Source organism: Sphingomonas brevis (assembly GCF_023516505.1).
GTDB lineage: Bacteria > Pseudomonadota > Alphaproteobacteria > Sphingomonadales > Sphingomonadaceae > Sphingomicrobium > Sphingomicrobium breve.
On record NZ_JAMGBB010000001.1, the window covers coordinates 2,190,532 to 2,202,434 of the forward strand.

Below are 11,903 nucleotides of genomic sequence, written 5' to 3' on the forward strand. Positions count from 1 at the left end.
TTGAAATGGGGGCGCGGTTCGGGTTCATCCCGGCCGCGCCGTTCATCGACAGGTGCCTGCCGCTGGTCGAACAAATTTGCATCCTTCGCACGCCGCTCTAGGGTCCCGGCCAAATCCGACCGGGAATTGGGGAGTTTTTTCATGCGCTTAATCGATCGTCGCCTGTCCATTCTGCTCGCCGGCGCCTCGCTCCTGGCCGCCTGCGCACCGAGTGCGGCGGTCGAGTCCGCGGCCACTCGCGACCTGGTCGCGGCGGTCGCCCCCGCGGCACCTGTGGCGGTAGATCCGGTGCCGGTCACCACCCTGGCCCGTGAGGTAACGATCCCGCACCAAAAGTTCGTGCTCGACAATGGCCTCACCGTCATCGTCCACGAAGATCACAAGGCGCCGGTTGTCGGCGTCAGCGTATGGTACAATGTCGGCTCCAAGGACGAACCCAAGGGCAAGACCGGCTTCGCCCACCTGTTCGAGCATCTGATGTTCAACGGCAGCGAGAATTTGCCGGGCGATTATTTCGAATATCTGCAGCAGGTCGGGGCAACCGACTATAACGGCACCACCTCGTTCGACCGCACCAACTATTTCGAGACGGTGCCGACCGGCGCGCTTGACCGCGCGCTGTTCATGGAAAGCGATCGCATGGGCCATCTGCTGGGTGCGATCGGGCAAGACGTGCTCGATAACCAGCGCGGCGTGGTCCAGAACGAGAAGCGGCAGGGCGACAACCGGCCCGGCGGCCTGGTTTTCTACAAGGTCCTCGAAACGCTGTTTCCCGAGGACCACCCTTATCATCACCAGACGATCGGTTCGATGGCCGATCTCGACGCGGCCAGCCTGCAGACCGTCGGTGGCTGGTTCCACGATAAATATGGCCCCAACAATGCGGTCCTGGTGCTGGCCGGCGACATTGACGCGGCAACCGCCCGCCCGCTGGTCGAGAAATATTTTGGATCGATCCCGCGCGGCCCGGTCAACAATCCTGCGCAGGCTCCGGTCATCCCTCTCGCCTCTCCGCAGTCGGCGGTGATGAAGGACCAGGTCGCGACGACCAGCGTGTCGCGCTTTTGGCCGGTGCCCGGATTGCTCGACGATCAGCTGGTGGCGCTCGATGTTGGCGGTTCGGTGCTGGGCGGGCTTGCCAGCTCGCGGCTCGACGAAGCGTTGGTGCGCAACGAGAAGCTGGCGACGTCGGTTTCCGCCGGCCTTTATGCCTTCCAGCGCGTCGGAATTTTCACCGTTTCGGCGACGGTCAAGCCGGGGGTCGACCCGGCGGTGGTGGAGAAGCGGCTCGACGAGCTGGTTTCCGGGTTCATCGCCAATGGTCCGACCGAGGACGAGGTGCGGCGTGCGACGGTAAGCGAAGTCGGTGGCCGGATACGTGGGCTGGAACAGGTCGGCGGCTTTGGCGGCAAGGCGGTGACCCTGGCCGAAAGCCAGACGTTCACGGGCGACAGCAATTGGTATGCCCGCAACCTGGCCACCTATGCCTCGATCACGCCGGCCGCGGTCAGGGCGGCAATGGGGCAGTGGCTGACGAAGCCGGCCTTCTCGCTCAGGCTCGAACCCGGCGCGCGCCCGCCCTATGAGGAAGCCAAGTCGGTCAACGCCAAGGGTGCCAAGGCGACCAACAAGAATGCCAAGGCCGGAAAGCCGGGTGCCAAGCGCGAAGTGCCGCCGGTCGGAACGCTGGCCGCCCTCGACTTCCCCGATGTCACCATCACGCGCCTCTCCAACGGCGTGGAGCTGCAATATGCCCAGCGCACGGCGGTTCCGGTCACCCAGCTCGCATTGTCGTTCGACGCGGGCGAAGCGGCGGATGCGCCTAACGGGCGCGGCCTTCAGTCGATGGTGATGTCGATGCTCGACGAAGGCGCGGGCGGGATGTCCTCGCAGAAGCTGGCGGAGGCCGAGGAACGGCTCGGCGCCGACATTGATACCGGCAGTTCGCTCGACCGGTCGTCAGTGACGATGTCGGCCTTGTCTGCCAATCTCGCGCCGTCGCTCGCCCTGATGGGCGACATCGTCAAGAACCCGACATTCGATCCAGTCGAGCTGGAACGCGTTCGCACCCAGCGGCTGACCGGAATCAAGCAGCTCCAGAAGGATCCCAACGGCATCGCACAAAGGGTCCTGCCGACCCTGTTGTTCGGACCCGACCATCCCTATGCGACCCTGGCCGGCGGGGACGCCGCGGCCATCGGCCGCTTCACCCGTGACGAACTGGTCGGGTTCAAGGATGCCTGGCTACGGCCCGACCGCCTGAAGATTTTCGTCGTATCGGACCGGCCGCTGTCGGAAATCCAGCCGCTGATCGAGGCAGAGTTCGGCCAGTGGGCAGCTCCCGCCGTACCCGCCGGCGTCAAGCATTTCGGCGCCCCGCCGGCGCGGCCGACCGCTCCCAGGATCGTACTCGTCAACCGTCCGGATTCGCCGCAATCGGTAATATCCGGCGGGCAGATCACGCCGGCCGACCCGCGCAACAATATCGAGGCGGTAATCGCCGCCAATGATGTATTGGGGGGCAACTTCCTCAGCCGGATCAACATGGATTTGAGGGAAGCCAAGGGCTGGTCCTATGGTGTCACCGGCTCGGTACGGCCGAGTGAAAAGGCGGTTCCCTACGTAATTTCGGCACCGGTCCAGGCGGACCGGACGGGCGATTCGATCGTCGCCCTCAACAAGGATATTGGCGAATTCCTCAAGCTAAAGGGCGTGACTGCCGACGAGTTTACGCGGACGATCGCCAACCGGGTCAATGCGCTTCCCGGCCAATATGAGACGTCGGGAGCAGTCCTTTCGGCAATGATGTCCAACGATCTCTTTGGCCGGCCGACGAACTATCAGGAGTCATTGGCGGCCAAATATCGCAGCTACACGGCCGGGAGCCTTGACCAGGCCATCCGCGGAACGGTCGATCCGAACGGTTTCGTGTGGGTGGTCGTCGGTGACGCGGCCAAGGTGAAGCCCCAACTCGACAAGCTCGGCATTCCTGTCGAAGTGATCGAGGCCCGATAATCGCCCGCGACTTTGTTTAAAGGGAGAAATGGGATGCGTGCATTTCCGGTAATTTCGTGCGCGATCGCCTTGGCGTCCACCGCTGCATTCGCGGAAGAAAATCCAAACGAGGACAAGATCGTCTGCAAGCGCGCTGAAGCCGACTATACCGGTTCGCACCTGTCTCGCCCGAAGAAGGTCTGCAAGAAGCAATCCGAGTGGAAGCAGATGGACCAGGACAAGGAACAGACCATGAGCAAGCTGAGGGATGGCCGCCTCAGCCCCGACCAGTCGCAGGGCCTGGGCACGCCACGATAAGCCCCCTTTGGCATCCCGAATATGCGCTGAATCCTTGGATTTTTGCGCTGTTCCGCAATGGAACCGAGACTATCGTTAGGGAACAGTTTAGGATCGTTCTGCGATAAGCTTGCGGATTCAGCGAAAGGGAGCGGAAGCAGCGATGCGTCTTTTTGCGGTTCTGGGATGGTTACTGGCGTTTCTGGCGCAGCCCGCCGCGGCTGCCACATCGCCGGAGCTGCTGTCCCTCGAACAGCAACTTGCCAGCCTGGTTGCCGGCAAATCAGGCGAATATGGCATCGCCGCGCTTGATCTTCACACAGGCAAGACCGTCAGCCTTAACGGCGACACTGCTTTCCCCATGGCAAGCACCGTCAAGCTTGCGGTCGCCGCGGCTTATTTGAGCCAGGTCGATTTTGGTCGCCGGACGCTCGATCAGTCGATCGGCGGACGCAGGGCATCATCGCTGCTCGAAGCGATGCTGATCCGCTCGGACAATTATGCGACAGATCTTCTGATCAGTAACCTCGGCGGGCCGAAAACCGTCCAGCAATGGATTAGCTGGCACGGGCTGTCGGGCATCAGTATCGACCGGACCATCGCCCAGTTGCTTAGCGACCAGCGCGATCTCAGGGATACGCGCGATTCCAGCACGCCGCTGGCGATGATCGAGCTATTGAAGAAGATCGAGACCGGAAATGTGCTGAAGCCGCAAAGCCGCACATATCTGCAAATGCTGATGGCCAGGTGCATTACCGGCAGCAACCGGATTCGCGCCCTCCTTCCAGCCGGGACCCGGGTCGAACATAAGACCGGAACCCTGACCGGCCTGACCGACGACGTCGGGTTCATCACCTTGCCCGATGGCCGCCGCATCGCGATTGCAATTTTCGCTCGCTACGGCAGCGATCGTCCGCGCGGGATAGCGGAGGCGGCGCGCGCCATCTACGACGGCTTTGCCGCCACCTTCCGCTACCCTTTGGTCACCGCCTACGGCGGCCGCTAAACCCCTATTCAGGGGTGTGGTTGTTTTCCTGGTTCAGGCAAGCCACGTCATATTGCGACACCGATGAGCTGTTGCGGCTGTTTTGCGGTTGCTCGCCGGCATAATGAGTTCCGGCATTGCCGTCAGGATTGAAGGCGGAACCCGGCGCGCTTGAAGCCTGACCCGGGCGGACATCCTCGCATTCCGCGCCAGGCTGGCCGGTTGGATGGTCTGGCCCATTGAAATGGTCCCAACCGGTGCCGTTGGTCGGTCCCTGGCTGCCGCCCGGCGCGGCAAGCAAAGTTCCAGGCGAAAGCGCAATTGCTCCCGCCGCAAACAGGTAGGTCAGTTTGTTCATGGCAAGCTCCATGCGGCCGTGCGCTTGGCGCACAGCCCAAAAACCCCTGTTATTTGAAGCCCCGTCGCCAGCAACGTTCGGGACAAGCGTAGGTTGCCCTTGATGACGTTGGCGCGCGATCAAATGCCGCCATCTCAGGCCAGTCGGGTTACATGTCCCATCTTGCGCCCGGGTCGCGCCTCTCCCTTGTTGTAGAGATGGAGGTTGGCATCGGGTTCGGCCAAAATATCCGCCCAGCGGTCAATCTCGGAACCGATAAGATTTTCCATTTCAGCCCTGGACGCCACCAGCGACGCATTGCCGAGCGGCAGGCCGAGAATGGCGCGCAGATGCTGCTCGAACTGTGACGTGTGGGCGCCCTCGATCGTCCAGTGGCCGCTATTATGGACGCGCGGGGCGATTTCGTTGACCAATGGCCCGTCGGCGGTGGCGAAAAACTCGACAGTCAGGACGCCGACATGGCCGAGCGCATTGGCGATCGCCATGGCGGCGCCGATAGCACTATCCGCCAATTGCTCGATCCCGGGTCCGGCTGGAACCGTCGAGGTCCTGAGGATGCCGCCTTCATGATGGTTGCGGGTCAGCGGGAACGGGCGCGTTTCGCCAGCGTCGGTGCGCGCGATGACGACGCTGAACTCCGCCTCGAAGTCGACGCCGGCCTCCGCCACGGCGGGCTCTCTACCGATGGCGTCCCAGGCCACCTCGACATCGACCGGCTCGCGGATCCACGCCTGGCCCTTGCCGTCATATCCATAACGGCGGGTCTTGAGCACGATCGGCAGCCCGAGCTCCGCAACGGCGATCCGTAAATCGTCGATCGACGCGACGGCCCGCCACCGAGTGACCCGGGCGCCGGCCGCCTCAAGGAAGCTCTTTTCATCGCCGCGATCCTGGGCGACGGCCAGCGACTTGAGGCCGGGCTTCAGCCTGTCGCCAAGCGCCCGCAACGGTTCGACCGGCAAATTCTCAAATTCATAGGTGATGACGTCGCACTGCGCGCCAAAGCGCTTCAGCGCATCCTCATCATCAAACTCGGCTTGGGTGAACCGGGCTGAGACCTCGGCGGCGCAGGGGCGCTCGTGCGGGTCGAAGATATGGCACTCATATCCGATCCTGGCCGCGGCCAGCGCCATCATCCGGCCAAGCTGGCCGCCACCCAATATGCCGATCGTGGAACCAGGCGCTAATGTCATTCCGGCCGATCGGGAACCGAGTCGGTCTGCTTCGCCCGCCACTCGGCCAGCCGCGCGGCCAGCGCCTCGTCGCCATTTGCCAGCATTGCCGCCGCCAACAGGGCGGCGTTGATTGCCCCGGCCTTGCCGATGGCCAATGTCCCGACCGGAATTCCGGCCGGCATCTGCACGATCGACAACAGGCTATCCATGCCTTTCAGGCTCTTACTCTCGATCGGCACGCCCAGCACCGGCAGCTCGGTCATCGACGCCGCCATGCCCGGAAGGTGGGCGGCTCCGCCGGCTCCGGCGATGATCGCCTTGAGGCCGCGGTCCCTGGCCGAATGGGCATAGTCGTAAAGCCGTTTCGGCGTGCGGTGCGCCGACACCACCCGGCTTTCATGGAGCACGCCGAGGGCATCGAGCGTTTCAGCCGCATGACGCATGGTTTCCCAGTCGGACGTGCTACCCATGATGATTCCGATCAACGGATCGGCCATTTGAAATCCCCGATGCCTGCAGGAAATCGGGGCTTAATGGGGCAGCGCGGCTGGCGCAATCCGGGACAGTTGCAGGAATGAGAATCCACATTGTCACCAATCTCGGTTATGTCGCTTGGGTTAGCGGGGGTTGAATGATGCACGACGTTGCCCTGGAGCAGCGCGATCCGGCGCAATTGCTAGAGGAAATCGCGCGCCTGCGTTCCGAAGTAGCCCGGCTCGAATCGCGGGTCGAGGAGCTGGATCGCCTTGCCCATCGCGACCCGCTGGTGCCCTTGTTCAACCGCCGCGGCATGCTCCGCGAGCTCGAGACGATGATCGCCCGGCACGATCGCCACGGCAACCCGGCGGCCGTCCTGTTCGTCGACCTCAACGACCTCAAGCTTCTCAACGACAGCTTCGGCCATATGGGCGGCGATGCGGCACTGGTCACGGTCGCCGAGAAGCTGGTCGAAGGGACGCGTGCGACCGACTGCGTCGCCCGGCTGGGCGGAGACGAATTTTGCATCCTGCTCGATCATGCCGACGAAAAGAGCGCGATCGAGACCGCCGAGCGGCTGGTCGACATCATCGCCCACGAGGAATGCCTGTTCGAAGGTGCGCCGATGCCGCTGTCGGTGGCGATCGGAGTCACGCTGATCGAGAAGGGCGACACGCCCGCGACCGTCCTCGCCCGCGCCGACAAGGCGATGTATCGAGTTAAAGCAGCCGCTTAGGCTGTCCGGGGGACAGCCGTCCAAGCGGATGCTGCCGCTTAGCGTTCGCTGAGATAGTAGCGGTCCGCAACCGTCAAATCGTCATTCAACTCATAGACGATCGGCTGTCCGGTCGGGATTTCCAGCCCGACAATGTCCGCGTCGGCGATCTTCGACAGATGCTTTTCCAGCGCCCTCAGCGAATTGCCATGTGCCGAGACCATCACCCGCTGGCCGAGTTTCAGCGCCGGGACGATCTCGGCCTCATAATAGGGCAGCACCCGCGCGATCGTGTCCTTGAGGCTTTCGGTATCGGGTATCGCGATCCCTTCGTAGCGGCGGTCCGCTGACGGCTGGTACGGGCTGTCCGCGTCCAGCGGCGGCGGCGGAATGTCGAATGAACGACGCCAGATCTTGACCTGTTCGGCCCCGACCCGGTCGATCATCTCCTGCTTGTTGAGCCCGGTGAGGCCACCATAGTGGCGCTCGTTCAAATGCCAGTCCTTGGTGACCGGCAGCCACAGCGTGCCCATTTCGTGCAGCACCAGATGCAGCGTGCGGATCGCGCGTGTCTGAACCGAGGTGAAGCAGCGGTCGAACTCATAGCCCTTGTCGGCCAGCATCCGCCCCGCCGCGCGCGCCTCGACTATGCCCTTCTCACTGAGGTCGACATCCCACCAGCCGGTGAAGCGATTCTCAAGGTTCCACTGCGACTGGCCGTGGCGCAGCAGGACGAGCGTGGGCATCAGGCTTCGACCCGCTCCGCCTTGACGCCCTTTTCGGCATTCGCCTTCGTCAGCTCCGGCAGGATCGCATAGAGGCTGTCGAGGCAGGCCGCAGCGAGATATTTCGACCGCTCCGGCGACCAGCCATAGACTTCGTCCGGCAGGTCGAAATTATCCTTGAACGGCATTTCCAGGGTCATCGAGACACAGCCGTAGCGCTCGGCCAGCTGGGTGGTCGACATCGACATATTGGCCTCGCCCGGCTTGGCCACTTCATAGCCCCTGCGGGTCTGGAAATCGGGTGACACGCGCTCCAGCGTCTCGCTGAACAGCCGGAACAATCCTGTCTGCCGCTCGGTAATCGATGGAATACCCTCGAAGCCGGCAAGGAAGTTTGCCGGGATCGCCTCGTCGCCGTGGACGTCCATGGCGAAATCGGGCGGTGTCTCGTCCATAGCGTTCCGGACGCAAAGTACTTCCGGGCTCTTCTCGGCCGACGGCGAATGCCATTCGCGGTTGAGGTTCACTCCGACCGCATTGGTCCTGAGGTGCCCGCGGCGCGACCCGTCCGGGTTCATGTTGGGGACGATGTGGAAGCTGCACTCCCGGCGCAGCACGCGGGCGACCGGATCGTCCGGATCGGTCAGCTTCTCAAGCGCGCCTTCCATCCACCATTCGGCCATCGTCTCGCCCGGGTGCTGCCGGGCGTACAGCCACACGCTGATATCTCCCTCGCCCAGCTCGAGGCAGTCGATGTCCTGGCCGTCGAGGCTCTTGCCGAGGCTGCGATATTCGACGCCGGGAAGCGCCGCCACGGTCGACACCAGATCATGGTGCCGTTCCATCGAGTAGGGCGCGAAATATGCGACCCAAACCAGGTCGGTTTCGGGAACGAAGCGAATGGTCAGGACGCCGTCGGCGTAGCTGGTGGTCGGGATCCGCGTCCAATCCTCGCGGTCGAGGCTGACGCAGGCCTTGTAATCGGGCCAGCCGTCAGGATAGGCGGCCGAGGCGCAATTGATAATGCGCAGCGTGACCTCGCGTCCCCCGGCCCCGGCTAGGCGGAAGTGGAACCATTGGTGGAAGTCACTCATATGGTCCTTGACGATTTCGAGGTCGATGGTGTCGCCGCGCTGCTCGACGACGCGAATGTTGCCGGCGTCGAAGGCGCTCGAAATCGTGATGGTCATGAATATTCCCTGGCAATTGGCAGATTCGAACTAAGGGCGGCCTCATAGTGCCGCCGGCGCCGATGGGCAAACCCGCCGGTAGCGGTTTCCTTTCGACGAACGGCGGCCAGCGGTACTGGCGCGACACCGGCGGGTCGACTAGCCGTGATCCCCTAAGCGGCGGTTAACGCCGGGTTTTCGAAAGTTGACCGAATGCGATTGCTTGGCGCCGTTTTCCTACTTGTTGCCGTCCCGGCCTTGGCGCAATCGCCTGCCGCCGATCCCGCAATGGCTCGCCGGATCCGCGCCGACGTCGAGTTTCTGGCGTCGGACAATCTCGAGGGCCGCGACACCGGCTCTCGCGGCTATGCCATTGCCGCCGACTATGTCGCGTCGCAGTTCCGTGCCATCGGGCTCGAACCGGCCGGAGAGAAGGGTGGCTGGTTCCTGACGGTCCCTTTCCGCCGCGCTTCCTATGAGGTGCAGCCGAAACTCGCCCTCACCGCCGGCGGCAAGACCGTCGTCCTCGAGCCAGGCAAGGATTTCGGCCTCCGCCCGAGCGTGCTGGCCAAATCGCGCAAGCTAAGCGCCGGATTCGTGTTCGTCGGCTATGGCCTCCAGGACCGGCGCTACGGTTTCGACGATTACCGCGGCCTCGACGTTCGCGGGAAAATCGTGGTCGCCCTGGCCGGGTCTCCCGGCGGCCTGGCGAGTGACGTCGATGCCCATCTCAATTCCAGCAAGGAACGGGTTGTCGCCGCACAAGGCGCGATCGGCTATGTCGAATTGAGCCGCAACAATGGCTCCGCGGGCCGGTTCGATCCGGTTCAACGCGGCAGTCGCCCCTTGGTCGACTGGATTGATTCCAACGGCGTTGCGGGCGCCACTCCCGCGGGCATGCAGCTGCAGCTGAGCTTCTCCCAGGATGTGGCGGAACAGCTGTTCGTGGGTGCTCCCAAGTCGCTGTCGGCCATCCGTGCCGAAGCAAAATCCAAAGGCAGGCTGCGCGGCTTCAACCTGCGGCCGACCCTCGCGGTCGAGTCCGAAAGCAAGTGGGAGGGTTACACCAGCCCCGAAGTGATCGGCCTGCTCAGGGGCTCGGATCCCACGCTGGCAGCCCAGCATGTCGTACTGATGGGGCACCTCGATCACTTGGGGATCAAGCCGGACGCCAAGCCGGGCGAAGACGCCATTTATAATGGGGCGCTGGACAATGCCGCCGGCGTCGCAACCATGCTGGAAGCGGCGCGCCAGTTCGCTGCGCAGCCGGTGCGGCCGAAGCGCTCGGTGATGTTCATTGCCAACACCGGCGAAGAGCGCGGCCTGCTCGGCGCCGATTATTACGCCAACCATCCGACGGTACCGGCGGCCAGCATCGTCGGACTGGTCGACCTCGACATGCCGGTCCTGCTCTATCCCTTTACCGACGTTACCGCTTTCGGCGCGGACCACTCCACGATCGGCGCGACGGTCGCCGACGCCGGCCGGTCCATGGGAATCTCCGTCGCCCCCGATCCGATGCCGCAGGAAGCGATCTTCACCCGCTCCGATCATTATAAATTCGTCCGCAAGGGCGTCCCGGCGGTTTTGTTGATGACCGGCTATGCCAATGGCGGCGCCGCGGTCTGGGGCAATTATCTCAGCAAGGTCTATCACTCGCCGCAGGACGACCTCAGCCAGAAGATCGATTGGGACAGCGGGGCACGCTATGCCCTGCTCAACTACCGCATCGCACGGGAAATGGCCGACTCCACCCAGCGGCCGATGTGGCTTCAGGGTGACTATTTCGGCGATCTGTTCGATCCTAGCGGGCCGCGGGCGCCGGCGGCACCGGCCCGATGAACTTGACTTGGCGCGCTTGTCCCCATAGGGGAGCCGCCGGTTTCATACCTCCTACAACCTTAGAAACACGAAGGCAGGCGTTCCGGCCATGAAGATTCGCAATTCCCTGAAGTCGCTGAAGTCGCGTCATCGCGATTGCCGGGTGATTCGCCGTCGCGGCCGCACGTACGTCATCAACAAGACGAACCGGCGCTTCAAGGCGAGGCAGGGCTAACCCAGCTCGGTCGACAGCGCGGCTTAAAAGGCCTCCGCCCAGCCGGCGGGGGCTTTTTTGCGTCTCGGGAACAGGGAAAATGCTGGCGAATCGTCCGTTTTACCGGCTGAACGGCAATGTCAGCGCGCGTTAAGGTCGATTCGCCTATCCCTTGCCGCCAAGGAGTGAGTGACATGACTCGCATGTGGAAGATTGTTCTAGGCGCCGGCGTCGTTGCGCTGGCCGCGACCGCGGCCACGGCGGCCCATGCCCAGGCAACCGGCGGCAATGACCAGGCGACGCCGAACAGCTTCAACTGGGAAATCAAGGACGGCAAGCGCGTGCCCAAGGGCAATCGCGTGACGAACGCAGACGGCAGCTGGCGCGAGGAGATTCGCCAGGGCAAGTGCGTGACGATCAAGGAAAAGTCGGCCGCCGGCGAATATAAGGAGACGCGAAAGTGCGACTAACCAAGGTCGCAGAATTGAGCGTCTGGAAGTGCGACTAGCCGCACAGGATCCGGGCAACCGCTCCTAGTTCGCATTCGCCAGATTGAGTTGATCCAGCCCGGTACCGCCCTCGGTGCCGGGCTGAACCTTGCAGGCCGGCAGGCCGATCTTTTCATTATCGTCGCACAGCCGGACCTGGACGCTGTCATTGGCGGCTATGAACAATGCCCACTGCCGCTTGTCGCTGCAGGTGGCGGTCCACATGTCCATGTCCTTGAAGCGGGTGACATAGCCGGTCGATACCATTTGCCCGCATCGCAGGCCCTGGTCGGCGATGGCCCGCTTCAGCGCGATTGCCCGGTCGAGATCGTTGAGGTCGAACAGTTGCTGCTGTGCGGAACTGCGGACGACAATATCGTTCTGCACCGGCTGCGCGGCGGGTTCGTTCTTGCCGCACGAAGCGAGAAATATTGCCGATATCATTAGCGCGGCTTGACGGGTCATCGGCCTATCTCCTTGTCCGG

General features: G+C 63.3%; 13 protein-coding genes. 7 read left to right on the forward strand and 6 right to left on the reverse strand.

The features are described 5' to 3' along the window. Positions 1 to 141 precede the first annotated feature (141 nt). The 3 genes from LZ518_RS11330 (at position 142) to LZ518_RS11340 (ending at position 4,297) form a co-directional block, all read left to right on the forward strand. Positions 142 to 3,015, forward strand: coding sequence for a M16 family metallopeptidase (locus tag LZ518_RS11330; protein ID WP_249916089.1), 2,874 nt, complete (start codon positions 142 to 144; stop codon positions 3,013 to 3,015). A 33-nt stretch (positions 3,016 to 3,048) separates the two neighbouring features. Continuing rightward, on the forward strand, positions 3,049 to 3,312 hold the full coding sequence (locus LZ518_RS11335) for a hypothetical protein (RefSeq protein WP_249916090.1): 264 nt from the start codon (positions 3,049 to 3,051) through the stop codon (positions 3,310 to 3,312). Positions 3,313 to 3,454: 142 nt separating this feature from the next. After that, the gene (locus LZ518_RS11340) at positions 3,455 to 4,297 is read left to right on the forward strand and encodes a serine hydrolase (protein WP_249916091.1); all 843 of its coding nucleotides are present in this window, start codon (positions 3,455 to 3,457) and stop codon (positions 4,295 to 4,297) included. Positions 4,298 to 4,301: 4 nt separating this feature from the next. Here LZ518_RS11340 and LZ518_RS11345 read toward each other — a convergent pair whose 3' ends face one another. The 3 genes from LZ518_RS11345 to purE all read right to left on the reverse strand — a co-directional run bounded on the left by LZ518_RS11345 (position 4,302) and on the right by purE (position 6,306). Then, positions 4,302 to 4,634 (reverse strand): hypothetical protein, encoded by a 333-nt coding sequence (locus LZ518_RS11345; protein WP_249916092.1) that lies wholly within the window; start codon positions 4,632 to 4,634, stop codon positions 4,302 to 4,304. Positions 4,635 to 4,768: 134 nt separating this feature from the next. Continuing rightward, complete coding sequence (locus LZ518_RS11350; RefSeq protein WP_249916093.1) at positions 4,769 to 5,827, reverse strand: 5-(carboxyamino)imidazole ribonucleotide synthase; 1,059 nt, start codon at positions 5,825 to 5,827, stop codon at positions 4,769 to 4,771. Then, positions 5,824 to 6,306: a 5-(carboxyamino)imidazole ribonucleotide mutase gene (purE, locus tag LZ518_RS11355; RefSeq protein ID WP_249916094.1), complete on the reverse strand. Its 483-nt coding sequence runs from the start codon at positions 6,304 to 6,306 to the stop codon at positions 5,824 to 5,826. Before purE ends, LZ518_RS11350 begins: the two co-directional genes overlap by 4 nt. 134 nt (positions 6,307 to 6,440) lie before the next feature. On the opposite strand from purE, the gene LZ518_RS11360 reads away from it, so the two are divergent. Next, positions 6,441 to 7,022: a GGDEF domain-containing protein gene (locus LZ518_RS11360; protein WP_249916095.1), complete on the forward strand. Its 582-nt coding sequence runs from the start codon at positions 6,441 to 6,443 to the stop codon at positions 7,020 to 7,022. 38 nt (positions 7,023 to 7,060) lie between these two features. Here LZ518_RS11360 and gpmA read toward each other — a convergent pair whose 3' ends face one another. Continuing rightward, positions 7,061 to 7,747, reverse strand: coding sequence for a 2,3-diphosphoglycerate-dependent phosphoglycerate mutase (gpmA, locus tag LZ518_RS11365; protein WP_249916096.1), 687 nt, complete (start codon positions 7,745 to 7,747; stop codon positions 7,061 to 7,063). Beyond that, the gene (locus LZ518_RS11370; RefSeq protein ID WP_249916097.1) at positions 7,747 to 8,916 is read right to left on the reverse strand and encodes a M14 family metallopeptidase; all 1,170 of its coding nucleotides are present in this window, start codon (positions 8,914 to 8,916) and stop codon (positions 7,747 to 7,749) included. The genes gpmA and LZ518_RS11370 overlap by 1 nt, the downstream gene beginning before the upstream one ends. A 237-nt stretch (positions 8,917 to 9,153) precedes the next feature. On the opposite strand from LZ518_RS11370, the gene LZ518_RS11375 reads away from it, so the two are divergent. The 3 genes from LZ518_RS11375 to LZ518_RS11385 all read left to right on the forward strand — a co-directional run bounded on the left by LZ518_RS11375 (position 9,154) and on the right by LZ518_RS11385 (position 11,400). Next, positions 9,154 to 10,737, forward strand: coding sequence for a M20/M25/M40 family metallo-hydrolase (locus LZ518_RS11375; RefSeq protein ID WP_249916098.1), 1,584 nt, complete (start codon positions 9,154 to 9,156; stop codon positions 10,735 to 10,737). Between the two features lie 88 nt (positions 10,738 to 10,825). Beyond that, complete coding sequence (ykgO, locus tag LZ518_RS11380) at positions 10,826 to 10,951, forward strand: type B 50S ribosomal protein L36 (protein ID WP_006833921.1); 126 nt, start codon at positions 10,826 to 10,828, stop codon at positions 10,949 to 10,951. A gap of 173 nt (positions 10,952 to 11,124) precedes the next feature. Then, positions 11,125 to 11,400, forward strand: a complete 276-nt coding sequence (locus LZ518_RS11385; protein WP_249916099.1) for a hypothetical protein — start codon at positions 11,125 to 11,127, stop codon at positions 11,398 to 11,400. Between the two features lie 63 nt (positions 11,401 to 11,463). Here LZ518_RS11385 and LZ518_RS11390 read toward each other — a convergent pair whose 3' ends face one another. Then, the gene (locus LZ518_RS11390) at positions 11,464 to 11,883 is read right to left on the reverse strand and encodes a hypothetical protein (protein ID WP_249916100.1); all 420 of its coding nucleotides are present in this window, start codon (positions 11,881 to 11,883) and stop codon (positions 11,464 to 11,466) included. Positions 11,884 to 11,903 lie beyond the last annotated feature (20 nt).